The 20,110-nt window shown below is 59.4% G+C and carries 19 protein-coding genes and 1 pseudogene; 11 read left to right on the plus strand and 9 right to left on the minus strand.

Features of this window, described 5'->3' with window-relative positions; genetic code table 11:
* The first annotated feature begins 66 nt into the window (after positions 1-66).
* The 7 genes and pseudogenes from DMP17_RS07450 (at position 67) to DMP17_RS07480 (ending at position 5,859) form a co-directional block, all read left to right on the plus strand.
* The gene (locus tag DMP17_RS07450; RefSeq protein WP_337828432.1) at positions 67-750 is read left to right on the plus strand and encodes an energy transducer TonB; all 684 of its coding nucleotides are present in this window, start codon (positions 67-69) and stop codon (positions 748-750) included.
* Positions 751-851: 101 nt separating this feature from the next.
* Positions 852-1,461 (plus strand): annotated as a pseudogene (locus DMP17_RS07455) (MotA/TolQ/ExbB proton channel family protein); the annotation flags it as partial.
* A gap of 310 nt (positions 1,462-1,771) precedes the next feature.
* Positions 1,772-2,230, plus strand: coding sequence for an ExbD/TolR family protein (locus DMP17_RS07460; protein WP_337828434.1), 459 nt, complete (start codon positions 1,772-1,774; stop codon positions 2,228-2,230).
* 26 nt (positions 2,231-2,256) lie between these two features.
* Entirely contained in the window at positions 2,257-2,688 is a 432-nt protein-coding gene (locus DMP17_RS07465) for an ExbD/TolR family protein (RefSeq protein ID WP_337828435.1), read from the plus strand.
* Positions 2,689-3,126: 438 nt separating this feature from the next.
* Positions 3,127-3,594: an ExbD/TolR family protein gene (locus DMP17_RS07470; RefSeq protein WP_337828436.1), complete on the plus strand. Its 468-nt coding sequence runs from the start codon at positions 3,127-3,129 to the stop codon at positions 3,592-3,594.
* 278 nt (positions 3,595-3,872) lie between these two features.
* Positions 3,873-5,195: a UDP-glucose dehydrogenase family protein gene (locus DMP17_RS07475; RefSeq protein WP_337828437.1), complete on the plus strand. Its 1,323-nt coding sequence runs from the start codon at positions 3,873-3,875 to the stop codon at positions 5,193-5,195.
* 130 nt (positions 5,196-5,325) lie between these two features.
* Positions 5,326-5,859: a superoxide dismutase family protein gene (locus tag DMP17_RS07480; RefSeq protein WP_337828438.1), complete on the plus strand. Its 534-nt coding sequence runs from the start codon at positions 5,326-5,328 to the stop codon at positions 5,857-5,859.
* Between the two features lie 441 nt (positions 5,860-6,300).
* Here DMP17_RS07480 and DMP17_RS07485 read toward each other — a convergent pair whose 3' ends face one another.
* Positions 6,301-7,923, minus strand: coding sequence for a spinster family MFS transporter (locus DMP17_RS07485; protein ID WP_337828439.1), 1,623 nt, complete (start codon positions 7,921-7,923; stop codon positions 6,301-6,303).
* A 157-nt stretch (positions 7,924-8,080) separates the two neighbouring features.
* Between DMP17_RS07485 and DMP17_RS07490 the strand changes: the two genes are divergently transcribed.
* The gene (locus DMP17_RS07490; RefSeq protein ID WP_337828440.1) at positions 8,081-8,542 is read left to right on the plus strand and encodes a low molecular weight protein-tyrosine-phosphatase; all 462 of its coding nucleotides are present in this window, start codon (positions 8,081-8,083) and stop codon (positions 8,540-8,542) included.
* A 237-nt stretch (positions 8,543-8,779) separates the two neighbouring features.
* Here the strand turns inward: DMP17_RS07490 and DMP17_RS07495 are convergent, their stop codons facing one another.
* Positions 8,780-9,610 (minus strand): pyrroline-5-carboxylate reductase family protein, encoded by an 831-nt coding sequence (locus tag DMP17_RS07495; RefSeq protein ID WP_337828441.1) that lies wholly within the window; start codon positions 9,608-9,610, stop codon positions 8,780-8,782.
* Between the two features lie 25 nt (positions 9,611-9,635).
* Positions 9,636-10,109, minus strand: coding sequence for an Lrp/AsnC family transcriptional regulator (locus tag DMP17_RS07500; RefSeq protein WP_337828442.1), 474 nt, complete (start codon positions 10,107-10,109; stop codon positions 9,636-9,638).
* A gap of 143 nt (positions 10,110-10,252) precedes the next feature.
* On the opposite strand from DMP17_RS07500, the gene DMP17_RS07505 reads away from it, so the two are divergent.
* Entirely contained in the window at positions 10,253-10,621 is a 369-nt protein-coding gene (locus tag DMP17_RS07505; protein WP_337828443.1) for a hypothetical protein, read from the plus strand.
* 254 nt (positions 10,622-10,875) lie between these two features.
* On the opposite strand, the gene DMP17_RS07510 is transcribed toward DMP17_RS07505, so the two are convergent.
* The 3 genes from DMP17_RS07510 to DMP17_RS07520 all read right to left on the minus strand — a co-directional run bounded on the left by DMP17_RS07510 (position 10,876) and on the right by DMP17_RS07520 (position 12,523).
* Entirely contained in the window at positions 10,876-11,388 is a 513-nt protein-coding gene (locus DMP17_RS07510; RefSeq protein WP_337828444.1) for a YbjN domain-containing protein, read from the minus strand.
* 169 nt (positions 11,389-11,557) lie between these two features.
* Positions 11,558-11,923, minus strand: coding sequence for an accessory factor UbiK family protein (locus DMP17_RS07515; protein WP_337828445.1), 366 nt, complete (start codon positions 11,921-11,923; stop codon positions 11,558-11,560).
* A 36-nt stretch (positions 11,924-11,959) separates the two neighbouring features.
* On the minus strand, positions 11,960-12,523 hold the full coding sequence (locus DMP17_RS07520; RefSeq protein WP_337828446.1) for a TspO/MBR family protein: 564 nt from the start codon (positions 12,521-12,523) through the stop codon (positions 11,960-11,962).
* 199 nt (positions 12,524-12,722) lie between these two features.
* Between DMP17_RS07520 and DMP17_RS07525 the strand changes: the two genes are divergently transcribed.
* Positions 12,723-13,778 carry a hypothetical protein gene (locus tag DMP17_RS07525; protein WP_337828447.1) on the plus strand — a complete coding sequence of 352 codons (1,056 nt, stop codon included), beginning with the start codon at positions 12,723-12,725 and terminating at the stop codon, positions 13,776-13,778.
* 491 nt (positions 13,779-14,269) lie between these two features.
* Here DMP17_RS07525 and DMP17_RS07530 read toward each other — a convergent pair whose 3' ends face one another.
* Both DMP17_RS07530 and DMP17_RS07535 read right to left on the minus strand, forming a co-directional pair.
* On the minus strand, positions 14,270-15,016 hold the full coding sequence (locus DMP17_RS07530) for a TlyA family RNA methyltransferase (protein ID WP_337828448.1): 747 nt from the start codon (positions 15,014-15,016) through the stop codon (positions 14,270-14,272).
* Positions 15,013-17,142, minus strand: a complete 2,130-nt coding sequence (locus tag DMP17_RS07535) for a protein-disulfide reductase DsbD family protein (protein WP_337828449.1) — start codon at positions 17,140-17,142, stop codon at positions 15,013-15,015. The genes DMP17_RS07530 and DMP17_RS07535 overlap by 4 nt, the downstream gene beginning before the upstream one ends.
* A 102-nt stretch (positions 17,143-17,244) precedes the next feature.
* Between DMP17_RS07535 and DMP17_RS07540 the strand changes: the two genes are divergently transcribed.
* On the plus strand, positions 17,245-18,921 hold the full coding sequence (locus DMP17_RS07540) for an alkaline phosphatase family protein (protein ID WP_337829771.1): 1,677 nt from the start codon (positions 17,245-17,247) through the stop codon (positions 18,919-18,921).
* A 240-nt stretch (positions 18,922-19,161) separates the two neighbouring features.
* Here the strand turns inward: DMP17_RS07540 and DMP17_RS07545 are convergent, their stop codons facing one another.
* Positions 19,162-20,106 (minus strand): right-handed parallel beta-helix repeat-containing protein, encoded by a 945-nt coding sequence (locus tag DMP17_RS07545; protein ID WP_337828450.1) that lies wholly within the window; start codon positions 20,104-20,106, stop codon positions 19,162-19,164.
* Positions 20,107-20,110 lie beyond the last annotated feature (4 nt).

The following is a 20,110-nucleotide window of genomic DNA, read 5'->3' on the forward strand; positions in this document are numbered from 1 at the left end:
CTTATTTTTTGCATCGGACCCGACCTTCTAAGAATCGCAAGATGAAGCAAGGAGTGTCATACCTGAATGGCATATGGTGATAATGTAGATCCGAAGAACAGGGTCATAGCTGCCGTTTTGGTGGGCTTGATCACGTTTGTTATCGGATGGGGCCTGGTCAACGGCCTGGCCGTTGATATTGCAAAGAAGGTGGCTGAAAAGCTCGACGTAGTCGATGTTGAAGAGCCGCCCCCACCGGAAGAACCGCCGCCGCCGCCTCCGCCTCCGCCGGAGAAGGAAGTGCCGCCGCCGGTTGTAATTCCTCCGTCGCCGATCGCGCGTCCGACGCCGAACGTGTTGCGGGATACGACGCCGACGCCGCCGCCAATTGCTCCGCAGAGCAATCTGCCGAGCATACAGCCGACGCAGCCGCCGGCTCCGCCGCCGCCGCCTCCCCCGCCGCCGCCGCCCAAGGCCCAGCCGAAACCGGCTTCGCCCAAGGGTAATCCGGCCAACTGGGTGACGACCGACGACTATCCGGCCCGTGCGCTGCGTGAAGAACGCGAAGGCACGTCGCAGGTCAGCGTCACGGTGGGTGCAGACGGTCGCGTTGCCGATTGTTCGGCCAGCGGTCCGCATGAGGATCTTAACCAGGCCGCTTGTGCCAATATCCGTCGCCGTGGTCGTTTTACGCCCGCAATGGGGGATGATGGTCAGCCCACAACCGGACGCTGGTCGCGTTCAGTCCGCTGGCAGATCCCGAAGGATTAATAGCTTTTACCAAAGCGCGGTGGCGCCCGAAAAACGGCACCGCGCTTCCAAATTTAAAATTGAACCGATTTTTACGAATTTATTGAGAGGGAAGTTTAAATATGTTGCTTGATCTCATTGCAGCGGCAGGCGCAGCAGCCGCCGAAGGCGAAAGCAAATATGGTTTCATGGCCGCGATGCGCGAAGGTGGTCCGGTTACATGGACTACGTTCGCTATTCTGGTCATCATGTTTGTCGGATCGCTCTACATCCTGTTCACCAAGCTTTTCGAGCAGAACAAGATTTTCCGCCAGTATAAGGCGATGTCGGGCACTTTCTGGCGCGCCAACAGCGTGCATGAAGGCGCAGCGAAGCTCGAAAAGAACAGCGCATTTCGTCAGATCGTTGACGATGGTATCCGCGCTGAAGCCGAACACACCAAGTTGACCGACCCCGTGGAAGCCCATGACTGGGTCCATGGGACGCTTGACCGTGCGCAAAGCCACATCAACTCGAAGCTTAACGGCGGCCTTTCCTTCCTTGCAACCGTGGGTGCTACCGCGCCGTTCATCGGTCTGTTCGGTACGGTTTGGGGTATTTTGAACGCGCTCGTGAAAATCGGTGCGTCGGGTCAGGCGTCGATCGACGTGGTCGCAGGGCCGGTCGGTGAGGCGCTCATCATGACCGCCATCGGTCTGGTCGTCGCGGTTCCGGCGGTTCTTGCTTACAACTGGCTGCAGGCCCGTAACAAGAATATCGCCCGTCTCCTCGGCACCTTCTCGAACGACGTTATGGGTTCGATCATGTCGCGCGGCACGATCCGTCCGGTAACCGCCGCAACTGCGGCTCCGGCTGCTGCCGCCGCTGCCCGTCCGGCTGCGGCTCCGCAGAAGGCATAATCAAGGGAAGCACGGGAGCGTCCGGTGCGCGGATGCTCCCGCCCTTCCATGCCGGACCGGCACAACATCCGGTCCGGGACGAACTTGAAATGATAGGATGCTGATCAATGGCAATTAGTATGGGATCAGACGAAGGTGGTCCGATGGCGGACATCAACACCACGCCCCTCGTGGACGTGATGTTGGTGATGCTGATCATCTTCCTTCTGACAATTCCGGCTGTGCTCGACACCGTCCCGGTCAAGCTGCCGCCGGTCGTTTTCGACCCGACGCAGACCAAACCGGAAAATGTGTTGCTCACCGTTCGCGCGGAGAATGACGACGGCACGGGTGCTTGCAAGGTCTATTGGGGCAAGTCGGAAGTCGATTCGACCAAGCTGCTCGAACTGGGCCAGACGAAACTTGAAAAGCTTATCGCCGATGTAGGCGGTGCGGAAAATATCACCGACGAAACCATGCCTGAAGTGCATATTCGCGGCGACGTTATGACACCGTATAAGTGCATCGGGGGCGTCATCTATACGATGCAGTATGCGGGCTACCAGCGGATCGGGTTCATTTCCGAACCGGCTCCTGGTTCGGCCACTATACCGCGCCTCTAAGCTTTTTTAGAATAGGAGAATAAACCATGGCAATGTCTATGGGTGGTGGCGGTGATGAAGCGCCAATGGGTGAAATGAACACCACGCCGTTGATCGACGTGATGCTCGTGTTGCTCGTGATGTTCATCATTACCATTCCGATTCAGACCCACGCGGTGAAGGTCGACCTGCCGGTTCCGGATAATACGCCGAAGACCGACAATATCGACCCGATCAAGAATAAGCTGACGATTGATATTAACGGCCAGCTTGCGTGGAATGGCGAGCCGGTTGACCAGACGGCGCTTGCAGCCAAGCTTGAAGCGACCAAGGCGATCCAGCCGATGCCGGAACTCCAGTTCCAGCCCGATCCCAATGCGCGCTACGTCATCGTTGACGAAACGCTCGCGACGATCAAACGCTCGGACGTGGGTAAGCTCGGCTTTGTCGGCAATGAACAATATGGACGTGAATTCTGATCCAGCCTTCGGGTTCATCAGCATCCACGTGAAATTAAAGGCTGGACCCATAAGGTCCGGCCTTTTTTGTTGGGTGCGGTGCGGGGGTTGCGTAATAGACCGGATATGACGGGAAGCGTGCCGGGGTTTTCAAAATCACCTCTGATTTTATCGACACACCACCCCCATCCCCATTCCTCCCTTTCTGCTATTCTTATCCGCCTTCTGCCCCCTCCTCAGTCCTTAGCCCTTAGCTTTCACTCCAGTTTTTAGCTTTTAGTCCCCCTGCGTTGCGCCTTCTGCCGTTCCCCGTCCGCTCTTAGCCCCTGCCCGAAGCCCTTAGCCTCCGCCCGCACTCCGCCCGACCAAATCGCTTGCAATTCCTCCGCTTAAGTGAGACGTTATATCATAATTAGAAATTATGAAGATTGATACGGTTACACCATAGAGGAGGTTGAGATGGCATATTCCGGTTTTTCCGCTTTTGGCCGCATCAAGGGCTGGCTGGGCAAAGGGGATGGCAGCGGCGACAAGGCGATGGGGGAGATGAATACGACCCCGCTCATTGATGTGATGCTGGTGCTGCTCGTGATGTTCATCATCACGGTGCCGATCCAGACCCATTCGGTAAAGGTCGATTTGCCAAGACCCGCACCGGACTCCGGCCCCGTTCCCGATGCGGTTAAAAACAAGCTTACCATTAGCGCGGACAATGTGATGGCGTGGAACGGCACCTTGGTGGACCAGCGCCAGCTTGCCCATTTGCTTGACCAAACCAAGAAGTTCGACGTCGCGCCCGAATTGCAATTCCAGCCCGACCCGCTTGCTTCCTATGTCGTGGTCGATGAAACATTGGCGACCATCAAACATGCCCAAGTCAGCAAATTGGGTTTCATCGGCAATGAGCAATATGCGCGGGTTTTCTGATTTTTGACGGGAGGGGAGGGGCGCACCCCCTTTCCCTTCCATTGTCAAAAGCTAGCCTGCCTACCTTACAGCAGAGCTTGATACTATTGGGCAGCACCACCTGCACCCGCTCCGCCGCCTCCCTTACTTAATCCTCTTTTGTCGCACGCGTGGCTCGGCTATAGGCGCGGGCAAGACTGGGCGCGGGCCTTTACGCTATTTCAGCAAATGGCGGCTATAGGACGCAGCCACCCAAGCGGCCTCCCAACCGTTTGTAGACGGACAAAAGGACATAATGAATGAAAATCGCAATGATCGGTGCGGGCTATGTCGGGCTTGTTTCGGGGGCCTGTTTTGCCGATTTCGGCCATCATGTTGTGTGTGTGGACAAGGACCAGCGCAAGATTGACGCGCTGCTCGGCGGCAAAATGCCGATCTATGAACCCGGCCTCGACCAGTTGGTTGCGACCAATGTGGCGGCCGGACGGCTGTCCTTCACCACCACCATTGCAGACGCGACCGAAGGCGCGGACGCGGTGTTCATTGCGGTCGGCACGCCCTCGCGCCGCGGCGATGGCCATGCGGACCTGTCTTATGTCTATGCAGCGGCCAAGGAAATTGGCGAGGCGCTCGACCATGATTGCGTCGTCGTCACCAAATCGACCGTCCCTGTCGGCACCGGCGACGAGGTGGAGCGCATCCTCCATGAAGTGAATGATCGCAACAAAATCGCGGTTGTCTCCAACCCCGAATTTTTGCGCGAAGGCGCGGCGATTGGCGACTTCAAACGCCCCGACCGCATTGTCATCGGCTCGGAGGATGAATGGGCGTCCGAGGTGATGCGCGAAATTTACCGGCCTTTGTTCCTCAACCAGGCCCCGCTGATGTTCACCGGCCGCCGCACCGCCGAGCTTATCAAATATGCGGCCAATGCCTTCCTTGCGACCAAGATTACCTTCATCAATGAAATGGCCGATTTGTGCGAGATTGTTGGCGCGGATGTGCGCGATGTATCGCGCGGCATCGGGCTGGATAACCGCATCGGCACCAAATTCCTCCACGCAGGCCCCGGCTATGGCGGGAGTTGCTTCCCCAAGGATACGCTGGCGCTCCTCAAAACCGCGCAGGATAATGATGTGCCGATCCGCATTGTCGAAGCCGTGGTGCAGGTGAATGACAACCGCAAGCGCGCGATGGGCCGCAAGGTCATCAAGGCGCTGGGCGGGGAGGTGCGCGGCAAGAAGGTTGCGCTGCTCGGCCTCACCTTCAAACCCAACACCGACGATATGCGCGATGCGCCCTCGCTCGCCATCGTCCAGTCCTTGCTCGATGCAGGCGCGACCATCACCGCTTTCGATCCCGAAGGCATGGAGGTAGCCGCACCCCTAATGCCCGATGTTATCATGGCCGGTGATGCTTATGATGCCGCCAAGGACGCCGATGTTGTCGTCATCGTCACCGAATGGGATGCGTTCCGCGCGCTCGATCTTGGCCGCTTGGCGTCCATTGTCGCGCAGAAAAAGCTGGTCGATTTGCGGAACATCTATCGCCGCAGCGAAGTGGAGCGCGCCGGGTTCGACCATTATTCGATCGGCCTCAAGGATCACGATCCGGCGGATTAAGCGCGCGTACCTGCGCAATAGTGCGGGTTGACAGGGAACCTCCAAGGATGGCTGTGTGTTGGTGTGGAAGCGCGGGAATCGCCCGCGTGCCATGCCCCGCCACCCCCGCCGACCATCTTTGGAGAAATTTATGAACGCCCGTAAAAGCTTAGCCGCCCTGTCTATCGCGACTGCCCTTATTGTGTCGGGCTGTTCGACCGTTGCCAGCCTTGGCGTCCCCGCCGCACGCGCCGATATCCGCAATGCGGGCGGCGCATTGATGGGCGAAGCCTTGGTCTATCAGCGCGGCTCCGACCTGAATGTCACGCTTGCGGTGAACGGGCTTGCTCCCGGCACCTATGGCACGCACATTCATATGGTCGGCAAATGCGAAGGCCCGAAATTCACAAGCGCAGGCGCGCACTGGAACCCGATGGGCCGCCAGCACGGATCACATAACAGCATGGGTCCGCATAGCGGTGACTTGCCTAATATTGTAGTGGGCAGCAATGGCCGGGGCACGGTGAATTTCACCATCCCGGCACAAAGCTACACCGGCCAAGGCGGCATTATCGACGATGATGGCGGCGCGATTGTCGTCCATGCCGGACCCGACGATTATAAAACCGACCCCAGCGGCAATAGCGGCGACCGCATCGCCTGCGGGGTATTCCGCCAGATTTGATGGGGATCGTTTTAGTCCTGTTTCTCAATCCGTTCGTCCTGAGTAGGGCCGCATGACCCGTATCGAAGGACCAGTTGCGCGCGCAGCCTGTCCTTCGATACACCGTCCTTTCAGGACGGCACTCAGGACGAGCGGTATTGGTTGGGCAGGAGTTTCTGAGAAGTCCCCAGACCCCGCATATAATCTAGGCCTTTAGCGTTCGCTCAGACTCTCGCTATCCAAATAGCTCAATCTCTCAAACTCTCAAACCTTCTGCGTCCTCCGGTCCTCTCGCGGTACGCGCCTCTAGCCATCCACGGCCGGAAACCCTTCGCGCCTTCGCGTGAAACTTTATCCAGCGCCGCACAAAAGCATACGCATCCCTTGCGCCAACCGGCCCACGCAAAAACCGACAGTATAAGAGGGGAGGCGCTTCCTCTCCCTGATAGCGCCTCCCCCCGCTCACGCGCCTTCGGCTGCGCGGGTTTCGACGGTGGCTTCGGCCTCCGGAACTTTGCGATAGGCAAGGATGAGCAGCACCATGCACAAAGGCGCAAGCAGCAACAGCGAGAGCATCCCGCTCTTCAGGCTGCCGGTCAGCTCGGACACTTGCCCGACCATATACGGCCCCATGCCCAGCCCCAATAAGGTGGTGCCAAGGAAGAAGGTCGCAGCGGCGGCCCCGCGCATGTGCGGCATCACCAGATCCTGCGTGGTCGCCCCCGCCGCGCCGATGGCCATGCTGGTGGTGGTCGCCATGATGAAGAACAGGCCGACGAACAGTGCAAAATTGCTGGTGTTAAGTGCGACGATCAACGGGATGACCGGTGCGAGGGTGGAGAACATCATCACCAGCAAACGCCCGCCGGGGTTGCGCTTTTTGAGATGGTCGGCAAGCTTGCCGCCCGCAATGACGCCGATAAAGCCGCCCACTGCCGCAGCTCCGCCGACAAACAGGCCGATTTCGGCCTTGCCGATGCCGAACACGCGCTCGACATAAGGCGGCGTCCAGAAGCCGATGGCATAAGAGGTGAGGCTTGTAATCGCGCAGGCAAGGCCGGTATAAATGAAAGCGGGTGTCCCCCAGATCAGCCGGAACGTCACCGGCGCGCGCTCCCTCAACGAGGTCGCCCAGCTATAGACCGCATAGCAGCCCAGTCCCATCGCCACCCATTGCGGCATATTCTTCTCGCCGGTCAGCCTTATCATGCCATAGGCGACCAACGCCGTCAGCGCGCCAAAGACAAGATTGCCGGTGAGCGCACGCACACCTCGGCTCGCGGCGCCGATCAACGTGAAAGGCGGGATGACCGTCATCATTTCGGCGAAAAAATCCTTGAACGGATGCGGCGATGTCTGGCTTTCAATCCCGTCGCTAATCCCGCGCACCGGTTCTTTCAATGTCGCGACAAGAAAGGCGAGGAGCAGACCGGGCAAGCCGACAATCACAAAGGCTGCTTGCCAGCCGACCAGTCCGAACAGGCCGCCGCCGGGATAGGCTTCGTTCCACCAATTCGCGATCTTGCCGCCCAGAAACAGCGACAGCCCCGCGCCGAGATAAAGCCCCGACGAATAGATGGCGATAGCGGTCGCGCGCTGGCTTTTGGGAAAATAATCGGAAATGAGCGAATAAGCGGCGGGCGATGCCGATGCTTCGCCAACACCGACCCCGAAGCGCGCTGCGCCCAACCCCGCAAAATTGCGCGCAAAGCCGGACGCGACCGTCATCGCCGACCATAAGGTCAGCCCGATGGTCATCAAACGGATGCGGTTCCAATTATCCGCAAGCCGTCCCAAGGGGATACCGAACAAGGCATAAAACACGCCGAACGCTGCGCCGCCCAGAAAACCGATTTGCGCATCATCCAGCCCAAGGTCGGCCTTAATGTCATTGGCGAGGATCGACAAAATCTGGCGGTCGATAAAGTTTAATATATAGACGAGGACCATGACCGAGAGCGCATACCAGGCATAGCTGCGCGAGGGCTGGCGGGGGTCTGTGCTACCCTCCTGTGACGCGGCCGCGTGGACGCTCGTCACGGAAGCATCGGGGCTGGAAACAGACTCCGCCTGTTGGTCGCTCATGCGTCTTTCCTCTCCTGTGTGGCCCTGTTATGCGGACCTTTTTATCTGTCATGCGGTTCCGGGCGACAACTTTCACCCGTGTAAGTAAGGAAAGCTAGCAGAAGAAAATCTGCTGTCCATCGCAAATATTATTTTTCGTTTTTAGGGAGTTTTTACAATGACCTCTATCCTGTTTTTATGCCTTGGCAATATCTGCCGGTCGCCAACGGCGGAAGGGATTATGCGGGTGAGGGCGCGCGAAACGGGGCTGGACGTCACGTTGGATTCGGCTGGCACGGGGGACTGGCATCAAGGCAAAGCCCCCGATGCGCGCGCGATAGCGGAAGCTGCGCGCCGCGCCACGCCGATTGACGATCTGCGCGCCCGGCAAATCACCCGCGACGATTTTTACCGCTTCGACCATATTGTCGCGATGGACCTCAGCAATATGGAGGACCTGCGCCGCCTTCAGCCGGACGATTCCACCGCCACGTTGTCGCTCCTGTTCGACCATGTGCCGGGCCGTGAAGGCCAGCCTGTCGCCGACCCCTGGTATGGTGATGAAAGCGATTTCGTCTTGTGTTGGGAGGATTGCGACCAAGGGGTGCGCGGGCTGCTCGCGAGTTTGGCCAAAGCATAGCGCCGTTCATGTCGTCCATATTTATGCCATTACGGTGTCATCCCCTGCAATCTGTTATTGCAATGATGGGGATTGAAATGCTGCCCGAGTTACGCGCCGCTATTCAACAGGCCATCGACGCGGCGAAACTGGAAGAGCGCGCCCGAACGGCGGGCCAAGCCCCCCCCCCCAAGCCGTGCCGGAATAATAACGGGCGGGAGCAGCCTTAACCGCTCCCCCGGATTAAACTACTGCCCCTTACCCGCGTGCGGCGTCGGCCAGTTCCTTGCCGCGGTCGCGGGCGGCGCGTAGCGTGTCGGTGAAGATCGCGGCAAGCTGACCGTCGCTGTCCAGCACATCCAACCCTGCCTGCGTCATGCCGCCCTTCGAAGCGACTTGCGCGACCAGTTCGCCGGGCGTCAATGGTGAGCGCAGCGCGCTTCCGGACGCCCCGCGCACCATCGCCTTGGTGATCGCCAGCGCCTCGTCCTGTGGCAGGCCAAGCCGGGTTGCCGCGCCCGTCATCGCTTCGATCACGCGGTAAAGATAGGCCGGACCACAGCCCGACAGCGCGGAATATAAATCGAACGCGGCTTCATCGGCCAACCATTGATTATAGCCCAGCCCCGCCATCAGCGTATCCACCGCCGCATCACGTTCACCGGCAAGGAGGACAACCCCCTCCCCTTCGCGCACCGGCATATTGGGCATGGCGCGGATGCAATGATGCCCCGCAAACATCGCTTCAAGATCGGCAAGAGCAACGCCCGCCAGAATGGAAATGACGGTGGCATCCGGTGCCAACGCACGCGCGACCGCAGGGCCGCTGTCGGCGAGTTGCTGCGGCTTGAAGCCCAACAGGACCAGCCCGCTCACTGGCGCAAGCTCGGCAATATCGGTGACGACGCGCACGCCTTCGGCCACAGCCGCGCCGCTGGGGCGCACCACGGTCACGCGCTCAGGGGCCAGTCCCAGATCGAGCCAGCGCGCCATCATCGCGCCCGCCATATTGCCGCAACCGACCAGCGTCAGCGACCCGGCAAAGTCCCGCAACGACGCCGGAATGTCCGGCGCAAAGGATGTCGTCATGATGATTATTCCTCTATTATGCCCGTCACCGCGTCGGGATCGGCAAAATGGTCGTTGATTTTATTTTTGAAAGCGCCGTTGTCGCGACAATTTCGCGCACCCCCGGCACCTTGCTGAGCTTGTCGAAGAAGAAACGCTCATAGGCTTCAAGGTCGGCGGTCACAACCCGTAACATGAAGTCGATCGCCCCGATCAGCACCCAACATTCCAGCACCTCGTCAAATTCGCGCATCCTTTCGGCAAATTCGTCAAGATGTTGGCGGCCATGCGCGTCCAGTTTCACCTGCACGAATAAATGCGCGTTGAGGCCGACACGCTTGGGGTCCACCAGCGCGACCTGCGCGCTGATATAGCCTTCCTTCTGCAACCGGTCGATACGCCGCCAGCAAGGCGATTGCGACAACCCGACTGCCTCGCCGATTTCGGCGACCGAGCGGCTGCAATCCCGTTGCATTTCGGCGAGAATTTTCCGGTCGAACGAGTCGAGCTTATGAACCATTTCATTCCTTAAAATGATGTAATGCGCATTATATATGCTTATTTTTACCAAAATCGGCAAGATTTGCAAGGATATTCCGCCGATATTCCCCTATACCCTCGTTCAAGACTTAGGGCCGGATCAGGTCGTTTATGGAGTATTGCATGTCATTCGAACCGCTGGCCCGTCCGTCCCCCGATTTTACAGCCCCTGCGGAGGATTTTGCGATCCCCTCCGCGTCCCTCGCTGCGCCGCGCAAAATGCTGGCACCCCAAATGACAGTATTAGCGCGGCGCAGTTGTTTTCAATTGACGGTGGATAATGGCCCGCAAGCCTTATTACGCCTCCTCGGCCTGTTCGCCGCGCGCGACTTCACCCCCGCCTCGGTCCGCGCCACGCAGGAGCAGGATATGCTCTATGTCGAAGTGATGGTGGACGGCATGGAAGAAGCCTGCGCCGAAATCGTCGCCCACAAGGCCCGCGCGATGGTCGAAACGCACGAATGTTTATTGAGCCGCTTTGCGCGGGTTTGAAGGGGCGGATGATTGGCCGGGTTAAAGCTGCCTGCTGAAGGGTATGGCGTGGTCGCGTGAACCTGCATGGGTGACATGCGTATTTGGCAAGGCTGAACGCCCATATCCAAAAACCGTTAGCCCTGAGCTTGTCGAAGGGCGGGTTTCAGTTCAAGATTGTGCTTGCCTTATACCCGTGCTTCGACAAGCTCAGCACTAGCGGTGTATTTATTGCATACCGTTCAACAGACCAGTTCAACAGCTTCCCCTAACCCTCACGCTTCCCCACGTGTTTCGATGAGGGCGGCCGCAATCGCTTCGCTTGGGGATTTTCCGCCCCACAGGACGAACTGGAACACCGGATAGAAGCGTTCACATTCGTCAATCGCGGATTCGATGATGGTTTCGGTCTGGGCAAGGCTCAGCGTATCGCCTTCACCGACCAACAGACCGTGGCGGAACAGCAGGATGCCGCTCGACGACCAGAGTTCGAAATGGCCGAGCCATAATTGTTCGTTGATGAGGCTCAACGCTTCATAAACGGCGGCGCGTTTGTCATCGAGGACGCGGATGTCGGGGAAGACCAGCAATTGCAGCACCTGATCGTCCGAACGCCACACCGCGCGCACTTCATAAGAGGCCCAGGATCCTTGCGTATTGGCGACAATTTCATCGTCGCTTACATGCTCGTGGCTCCAGCCATGCGCGTCGAAATAGGCGCAGAGCATATCAATCGGCGCGGCATCCTCGGGGCCGTCCGGAGCATCATCAAACAAATCGTCGGTCAAAAAAATGTCTCGTTTTCAAAAAGCGGGCCAAAAACAGACCCCAAGCAGGTGCGACTCGCACGATGCTTATCCGTGCTTGTCGCAACTGTGCCGCCGCTTGACAAGCGGCGCGCGTTTTGCCGGTGGCTATGGTGCGGCAGACGGGGCGGCAAGCGCCCCCCGTTGCGCGTTATTTTTTGGCCGGAGGTGCGGGCTTTGCCGCAGATTTCGGCGCAGCCTTGGGGGCCGCTTTTGCGCGCGGTTTGGCGGCAGCCGCAGCGGGTTTGGCCGCCGCCTTGGGTGCAGCCGCGCCTTTATGCCCGGATTCCAACGCTTCGACGCGGGCTTTGAGCGCATCGGCTTCGGCGCGGGCGGTGGCGGCAAGCTGCTTCACCGCGTTAAATTCCTCGCGCGTCACAAAATCCGCGCCGCCGACAAATTCGCGGAAGCGTTCGCGCGCATTGGCTTCGGCCTCGCGGCCCATACCGGCAAAAGTCCCGGCTGCGCCGTTCAAAATCTTGGCCAGGTCATCGAAAAAACGGTTCTGCGATTGCATATAAGTCACTCCGGCAAGGGCATTGCGCCCCGTCATTCAAGAAGATGCCGCCCCTATGTGGGTGCGCGCAACGGGATTGTGAAGCCTTTCGGCGTCGGGATTGAGGCGCGCAAGCGAGAAAGTCGTCACGCACGCAAAAACCAGCCATAAAATAAGCGGCACCATTAACAGCCCGGCTTTGGGCCGGATGCGCCAGAAAGCCAGCATTGCCGCCAAGGCGCTCACCGCCATCGCCAGCGCCACCCAGCTTGCCGCTTCCACTTTATGCGCGGCGAAAAACAGCGGCGTCCACAGCAAGCCCAAGCCGAATTGTATAATGAAGAGCATCACCGCACGGCCCCGCTTGGGCGCACCGCGCGCATCGAGGACCAGCGCGAGCGCGAAGGCTTGCAGGATATAGAGTAGCGGCCACACCACGCCGAACAGCCATCCCGGCGGAATGAAACCCGGCTTGGCGAGCGATTGATACCAGCGGTTGCCATCCCCGCTTCCGCCAATAAGTCCGGACAAAATGCCCAGCAGCATGAGCAAAGGCGCAAGCACAATCACCCAGCGCGCGAGCGACATTTTCAACTGACCGGTCGAGGCGATTTCATTCATAGGAAAAGCGGCCCTTTTTGCCGTGCTACCGCGCATCTGCGGTCCTGTCGAGCCTTGTTCTACTCCTGTTATCCCGCAGCGCCCATGTCGTTGTAACTCAACGTAAAAGCGATTTCGCTTAACTCCATTTTAACAACCGGGCGGCAAAGAAGCGTTCAAGACAATCAATCATTTCAAGCAGATCAAGGGTTCATCGACAGTGGCACATGAAGGCGTTGCAGACTTAGGGACTGCCAGCGGGGGAGCGGATGCGGTTGACGCATCGGCGACCGAACGCCGGATGCACCTTGTCGCCTATAATATGTGGGCCGAGCTGTTCGACAATGGCCGTTTCCCCGATGCGCAGACCATCTTGCGCACCGGCATGGGCGATTTTGGCCAGCACGCCGTCTTGATGCAATTTTCCGATGATCTGGACGATGCTGCCATCAAATATGTCGGGCGCAAGGTGATGAACGAGGCAGAGCTCGACGCCATGCCTTCAGACCTTCAATCTGTCCCCAGCCGCTCGATCCTGTCGCGGCTCACCGACCATTATATGCAGACCGTGGCCAACCGTGCGCCCGTCGGCTTCGAAGCGGAATTCGTGAACGAAGCCGAAAAGCTGCTCCTTTATCGTGGCATCCTCCTGCCCTGTTCGTCCGATGGCGACACCATTGATAGCGCGCTGGGCGTTATCAATTGGAAGGAGGGTGTTTCGGCCCACAGCACCACCCCTGTGGCCCACGATGCCAGTCCACTCCAGACCAAGAAAAAGAAGCCGAAAAAAGACGGAGCGGAGCCGAAAGCAGGACAACCTTCTCCAGAGCGAAACCCGGTGCCGGTTGCCCATCAGGATAATGAAAATATGCCGAAAAAATCATCTATTTCAGAAAGGAAAAATATTATGTCTTATGAAGTCAAATTGAACGAATGTCTTGAAATTGACGGCTCGATGGCGGTTGCCCTCGTTGACCAGGCAAGCGGCATGGCGCTTGCAACCGCCGGTAGCGCAAAGGGTCTGAACCTTGAAGTTGCCGCCGCTGGCAACACCAATGTGATGCGCGCCAAATATGACACGATGCGCGAATTGGGCCTTAAGGAAGATATTGAAGATGTGCTGATCACGCTCGACAGCCAATATCACCTCATCCGCCCCGTGACCTCGGAATCGGGCAAGGGTCTGTTCGTGTATCTCGTGCTGGACAAAGCCAAGGCCAACCTCGCTATGGCCCGCTTCAAGCTGAGCAAAATCGAAAAGGAACTGACCGTCTAAGGTCGGTAAAGCTTTTCGCTTTTCATAGAGCCCCGGTCAGCAATGACCGGGGTTTTTGTTTGGGGGGAGCGGGCTGGCTGCCGGTGCGTGCGACATTTTGATGCGCGCGGAAACGCGAAGACTATTTGGTTCTCGCAGAGGCGCAGAGGGAAGGAGGGCGCAGAGATGGTTGGATTAAAGCAGAGGCTTTGAATTAAAAAAATCCGTTCGTGCTGAGTAGGCCGCAGGCCGTATCGAAGCACCTTGTTCCTCCACAGCAAGACCCTTCGATACGCAGCTTCGCTGCTACTCAGGGCAAACGGGGGAGGGATTATCCTGTTCGATAATTTTATATCTCTGCGCCCTCTCTATCCTCTGGGCCTCTGCGAGACCCTCTTTCTTTATATTACTCCACACCCCGCACAGCCCCAGATCTTCGTGCCTCCGCGCCTCCGCGTGAATCTTTTGAAAGAAGCTGACCTCACCGGAATGGAGGCGAAAGGCTCAGCCGCTCACCCCTTCCCGGCCGCGATCAAAAATTCGACATTGCCCTCCGGCCCCGTGATCGGGCTTTCGACAATGCCGTCGACGCTCCAGCCTTGATTCTCTAACCATGTGGCGACGTCGTTGCATACGCGCTCATGGACCGCCGTATCGCGTACCACGCCTTTTTTGCCGATTTCGTGGCGTTCGGCTTCGAATTGGGGTTTGATGAGGGCCATGAGCCGCGCGCCCGGTTTGGCGAAACGCAGCGGGACTTCCAAAACTTTGGCGAGCGCGATGAAGCTTGCGTCGCACACGATAAGGTCAACGCTTTCGGGAATATGCGTATCGGTGAGCAGCCTCGCGCTGGTTTGCTCATGCACCACCACGCGCGGATCTTGGCGCAAGGCCCAGGCAAGCTGGTTGGTGCCGCTATCGACCGCATAGACTTTGGCAACGCCGCGCGACAGCATGACGTCGGTAAAGCCGCCGGTCGAACTGCCCACATCAATCGCGACCGCGCCGCTAATGTCCCAGCCGAAATGCTGAAGCGCATGGTCTAGTTTCAAGCCCCCGCGTGACACCCAAGGATGGTCGCGGCCCTTAACGAGAAGCGGCGTATCGTCGGCGAGTTGCAAGCCTGGCTTGTCCACCTGCCGGTCGCCCTGTTCGCCTGCAAATACCAGCCCCGCCATGATGAGCGCCTGCGCGCGCGTCCGGCTTTCGACAAGGCCGCGATCGACGAGCATCTGGTCCACACGTTGCTTGGCCATCATTTGCCTTTCGCGCGGTCGGTGAGCATCGACACGGTGAGGATTTGCGGCAGGACTTCAGGCTGATCGGCACCGGGGCGATACCAGAGATAGAGCGGCACACTGTTACGGCCTCGCGCGGCGAGGGCGCGGGTGATGTCGGCATTGCCATCGGTCCAGTCACCGACCAGCACCGTGACACCCGCCGCCTTGAACGCGGCTTCGGTCTCGCTGCGGTTGATCGCCGCACCCTCGTTAATCTTGCAAGTGACGCACCAGTCGGCGGTAAAATAGACGAACACCGGTTTGCCGGACGCGCGCGCGGAGGCGAGTGCGGTTTCGCTATAGGGCGCGCCCGCAAGTCGGGTTTTGCCCGCTTCGACCGGCGCATGGCCCCTGACCAGCATCGCGCCCATCGCGGCGCTCAATACGAGCAGGGGGAGCAGGATCGGGCCAAGCCTTTTGCCCTGTCGCTGGCTGCGGCCATATACGAATGCGAAGAGGCCAACGATAAGCGCGCCAAGGATCGCCGCCATCAGCCCGGCATCGCCCGCCATGCGCCACAAGAGCCAGCCGAGCGCGAGCAAGGTCAGCGTCATCGGCACCGCCATCCAATGGCGGAATGTTTCCATCCACGGCCCCGGCTTGGGAAGGCGCGCGCGTAAAGTCTCGCTATAGGCGATGAGGAGGAAGGGGAGCGCAATGCCGACACCAAGCCCGCCGAAAATGACGAGCGCCGCCCAGCCCGGCAACACCATGGTTGCGCCCAAGGCCGCGCCCATAAACGGTCCCGTGCAGGGCGTCGCGACAATCGCGGCAAGCGCGCCGGTGAGGAAAGCACCGCCAGTGCCGCCGCGCTGCGGACCGCTGCTGGTGATGCTTAGCCCGCCAAGTTCGAACAATCCGGCAAGATTTGCGGTAATCCCTGCGACCAGCAAGAGCAGCAGGAATACCATCACCGGATTTTGCAACTGGAACGCCCAGCCGACCTGCTCGCCGCCTGCGCGCAAACCCAAAATGACGAGGCCGAGCGCCAAGCACACCGCGACCACGCCCGCCGCATAAGCCCAAGCCTCGCGGCGCACGGTTGTTTGGTCGCCGCCCGCCCGCGCAATGCTGATCGCTTTGAGGCTCAGGATCGGAAACACGCACGGCATGATGTTGAGCAATAACCCGCCGACAATCGCGCCGCCCAGTGCGATGAGCAACAGCTTGGCATCGAAAGCCCCGCCTGCGCTCGCTCCTCCCACTGTCGTTCCACTTGCGGGAAGTTCGCCCGCTTTGGCAGGCGTTGCGGTAAAGCGCAGGCCGGTGTCAGGCGCGATTTTGAGGAGGCTGTCCAAGCCCTTGATGGTCACGCCGGGCGTCACATTGGGCTTGCCCTCCATCACCAGCCAATCGCCGCTTCGGTAGAAACGCTGGGGCGCGGCATAGTCGATCACATCGGTGGTCGCAGCGAACAGATGCGGGCTATCGAGCGTCAGACTCTGCGGCAGTTTGACGCCTATCTTGAGCCTGTCCGCCGTCAGTTCATAGAGTGCATCGCGTGCGCCCAACGTCAAAGGCCGCGGCAATTTCGCGCGCCAGCCGTCAAATTGCGCGCGCGCTTCCGGCGCAATCGCGCCGTCGCCGACGGTCAATTCGGTGGCGAGGCTGAAATCTTGCGGCAGGCATAATTTATCGTCGCACACCAGCGCCGATGCCTTGACCCGCACCGGCAATACCGTGCCCTTGGCGGCATTGGCAGGGATCGTAACCGGCACCAGCACCGCATAATCGCGCTCATAGACATGGTTCATCAGACCCGACAGGATGAGCGTTCCCGGCACCGGATATTGCAAGGTTCCTGCGGTCACGCCGTCCGGCAAGCTCCACTCCACCGTCATGCCAAGCCCCGCATCGCCGGGATTTTCCCAATAGCCGTGCCAGCCCGCATCGGGGCGCATATGGAAAGCGAGCATCACTGTGTCACCCGGCGCGGGGCTATAGGTTTCGGCGACGAGCTCGCCCGCCAGATGCCGCTCATAACCGCCGCCAAGCTGGGCGGTGGCTGGTCCTGCCAGAACCAGCAGCAACGCGCCTGCCCACATCCTCAGGATCGTCAATAAGGCGTCATAATGAAAAGGCACAGAATGGTTTCGCAGTTGCATGGCCTGCTCTATAGGCCCAAAGGCGCAAAGAGACAGCAGGGAAAAAGGAAGGGCATCTCCATGAACAGGTTTGGCTTGGTCGGTAGCGTAGCATTTTTGGCGATGGTCGCGGCCCTGCCCGCAAGCGCCCAGCAGAAACAGGCGGTGCCCAGCCCTGCCGCCTCTGCGCCCGCTGCGCCAGTTGCCACCACGTCCGCACCCGCAACCCCCACGGTCGCGCCGCGTCCGACGCTCATCCTTGCCATTTCGATGGACCAGTTTTCGGGCGATTTGTTCACCGAATATCGCCAGCATTTTACCGGCGGATTGAAACGCATGGCTGACGGCGCTGTCTTTTCCGCCGCTTTCCAAGGCCATGCCGCGACCGAAACCTGCCCCGGCCACTCGACCTTGCTGACCGGAAGCTTTCCGGGCCGCACCGGTATCATCGCCAATGACTGGATTGATTGGTCGCTCCCGCGCAAAAATAAGGAAATCTATTGTTCGGAAGATGCGGGCCAGCCCGCGCCGCAAGGGTCCGATTATTACACATCGCCCAATATGCTGCTCATGCCGACCTTGGGCGAACGCATGGTCGAAGCCGACCCACGCACCCGCAATGTCGCGGTTTCGGGCAAGGATCGCGGCGCGCTGATGATGGGCGGCAAGACCGTGCAGCAAGTCTATTATTGGAACGGTAAGAACGGTTTCACAACGCTTCCGGGGCGCACACCCTTGCCGCTGCTCGCCGGGTTCAACCAGACATTGGGGCAAAGCCTTGCCGCTCCGCGCGCGGCCAGTGCGCTCCCCGCCCATTGCGCGAGCCGCGACCATGCGGTGCCGGTATCCGCCGACTATAGCGTCGGGCGCTGGCGTTTTGAACGCAAGGCAGGCGATGCCAGAGCGTTCCGCGCCTCGCCCGATTTTGACAAGGCTACGCTCGACCTTGCGACCGCCGTGGTGGACGAGATGAAACTTGGCCAAGGCCCGCAAACCGATATGCTCTCGGTCAGCCTGTCCGCCACCGATTATGTCGGCCACGGCTTTGGCACCGAAGGCGTTGAAATGTGCATCCAGCTTTCCGAAGTCGATGCGCGGCTCAAGCAATTTTTCGACCATCTCGACGCCAAAGGCATCCATTATGCGGTCGTGCTGAGCGCCGATCATGGCGGGCTCGACACGCCCGAACGCGCGCGCCAGCAAGGGATGCCCGACGCCACCCGCGTCCAGCCGACCTTGAACCGCAAGGCGATCACCGAAGCGATTGCCGCGCGCACGAAATTGACGCTGCCGGAAAATGCGGTCGAAATCGCGTCTGGTGAAGTATATCTCAACCCCACCATCAACGGCAAGAACCGGCAAAAGGCGCTCGCCGCCGCGCTCGCTTATGTGAAGGCCGACCCGCAAGTGGCCGCGACCTTCACCCATGCAGAGCTTGCCGCCATGCCGATGCCGACCGGGTCGCCGCGCGAATGGAGCCTTGCCGAACGCGCGCGGGCGTCCTTCAATGCACAGCGGTCGGGCGATTTCCTCATCATGTTAAAGCCGCGTATTACGCCGATCGGCACGGTCAAAGCGGGCGGATCGGTCGCGACCCATGGCAGCCCGTGGGACTATGATCGCCGCGTGGCGCTGGCTTTCTGGTATAAAGGCCTCGCCCCGTTCGAACAGCCGCAACCGGTCAGCACCGCCGACATTATGCCAACCCTCGCCGCGCTTATCGGCTTGCCGGTGGATACCAGCAAGATTGATGGCCGCTGCCTCGATCTGGATAATGGGCCGGGGACCACGTGTAAGTAAGGCGCGCATTGCCTGTTTCCGCGCGCTATTAAGCCAAATCCTATCTATTCCCCGCTAGTCCTGAGCTTGTCGAAGGACGGCTATCAGGATGGGATAGTGTGAGCCTTGCACACGCCCTTCGACAAGCTCAGGGGCAGCGGTTTTGGGGAGGCTCTGGGCTAACGGGTTTGGGGAGACTTAAGAGCTAACGGTTTTGGAAATATAGCGGTTTTGAGGGAAACGTTGTTGCAACGCCACTCCTCACCGCTCATCCAATTTGGTAAGGCCCGCCCCCAGCTTGTTCGCGCCGATTTGCACCGCATCCCCAGTCCAATTGGCCACAAAGGCTGATGTGCGGTTGATGCCGGGGGCGATGCGCGCATCATTATCGACGATTTTCAGGCCCGATGAATCGCGCTGGCGGCCTTCGGGTGCAACCGTGATGAAGGCGGAATGGTTTTCCTTATTTTCGCCCTGCACAAACAGGTTACGCGCAATGAGGCCGCTCGCGCCCACGGGCAGGTCGATCATATAGTTGGTCGTGCTGCCTTGTACATCGTCAAAGGTGGAATCCGTGACCTCGATACGCGCGGCATGGCTTTTGACATAATGGCCGCCATTGCCTTTTTCAAAGCGCGACTTGCGGATGGTGAGCGCGCCATAATCGCCGATATAAACACTGTGCGAGCAGGATAACCCACGATCACAGCGCCCCAGCCGCGAAAAGGTCGAGCGGTCAATCAATATATTGCCTGCGGGGTCAGGCGCGCTCAAAATCCCCTCCTCGCTTTCGCGGAAGGTGGAATTGCGCACGGTAAGATTGCCATTTTCGATCCGGATTCCCGCGCCATTGCCTTCAGGCACTTTCATATTCTGGAAGATAAGTCCGTCGATAGTCGCATCGCGCCCGCGCAGCACCAGCGCCGCCTTGCCTTCGCACACACGCCGGTCGAAAATGGCGGTGCCGGGTTCGGCGGCCTTATAGGTCACGCTCCCCACCGTCTGCACCGCACAATCGCGCCAAGTGCCGGGGGCGACGAGGATGGTTCCGGTGCCCTCGCCAATCGCATTGACCGCATCCTGAAGTCGCGAAAATTTCTGCCCCGACCCTTCCAGCGAAAAAGGCTGGTCCACCCCCTGAGACGCCAGCGGACTGGCGGTCAGAATAAGCGTTCCGGCAAGAAGGGCTGACAGCAAACGAGGCATGGGG

Source organism: Pseudonocardia sp. TMWB2A, from assembly GCF_017312135.1.

Coding starts and splice junctions, on each gene's coding strand:
- DMP17_RS07450 (WP_337828432.1), top strand. CDS start 67: ATGGCATATGGTGATAATGTAGATCCGAAGAACAGGGTCATAGCTGCC.
- DMP17_RS07460 (WP_337828434.1), top strand. CDS start 1,772: ATGGCGGACATCAACACCACGCCCCTCGTGGACGTGATGTTGGTGATG.
- DMP17_RS07465 (WP_337828435.1), top strand. CDS start 2,257: ATGGCAATGTCTATGGGTGGTGGCGGTGATGAAGCGCCAATGGGTGAA.
- DMP17_RS07470 (WP_337828436.1), top strand. CDS start 3,127: ATGGCATATTCCGGTTTTTCCGCTTTTGGCCGCATCAAGGGCTGGCTG.
- DMP17_RS07475 (WP_337828437.1), top strand. CDS start 3,873: ATGAAAATCGCAATGATCGGTGCGGGCTATGTCGGGCTTGTTTCGGGG.
- DMP17_RS07480 (WP_337828438.1), top strand. CDS start 5,326: ATGAACGCCCGTAAAAGCTTAGCCGCCCTGTCTATCGCGACTGCCCTT.
- DMP17_RS07485 (WP_337828439.1), bottom strand. CDS start 7,923: ATGAGCGACCAACAGGCGGAGTCTGTTTCCAGCCCCGATGCTTCCGTG.
- DMP17_RS07490 (WP_337828440.1), top strand. CDS start 8,081: ATGACCTCTATCCTGTTTTTATGCCTTGGCAATATCTGCCGGTCGCCA.
- DMP17_RS07495 (WP_337828441.1), bottom strand. CDS start 9,610: ATGACGACATCCTTTGCGCCGGACATTCCGGCGTCGTTGCGGGACTTT.
- DMP17_RS07500 (WP_337828442.1), bottom strand. CDS start 10,109: ATGGTTCATAAGCTCGACTCGTTCGACCGGAAAATTCTCGCCGAAATG.
- DMP17_RS07505 (WP_337828443.1), top strand. CDS start 10,253: ATGTCATTCGAACCGCTGGCCCGTCCGTCCCCCGATTTTACAGCCCCT.
- DMP17_RS07515 (WP_337828445.1), bottom strand. CDS start 11,923: ATGCAATCGCAGAACCGTTTTTTCGATGACCTGGCCAAGATTTTGAAC.
- DMP17_RS07520 (WP_337828446.1), bottom strand. CDS start 12,523: ATGAATGAAATCGCCTCGACCGGTCAGTTGAAAATGTCGCTCGCGCGC.
- DMP17_RS07530 (WP_337828448.1), bottom strand. CDS start 15,016: ATGATGGCCAAGCAACGTGTGGACCAGATGCTCGTCGATCGCGGCCTT.
- DMP17_RS07535 (WP_337828449.1), bottom strand. CDS start 17,142: ATGCAACTGCGAAACCATTCTGTGCCTTTTCATTATGACGCCTTATTG.
- DMP17_RS07540 (WP_337829771.1), top strand. CDS start 17,245: ATGGTCGCGGCCCTGCCCGCAAGCGCCCAGCAGAAACAGGCGGTGCCC.
- DMP17_RS07545 (WP_337828450.1), bottom strand. CDS start 20,106: ATGCCTCGTTTGCTGTCAGCCCTTCTTGCCGGAACGCTTATTCTGACC.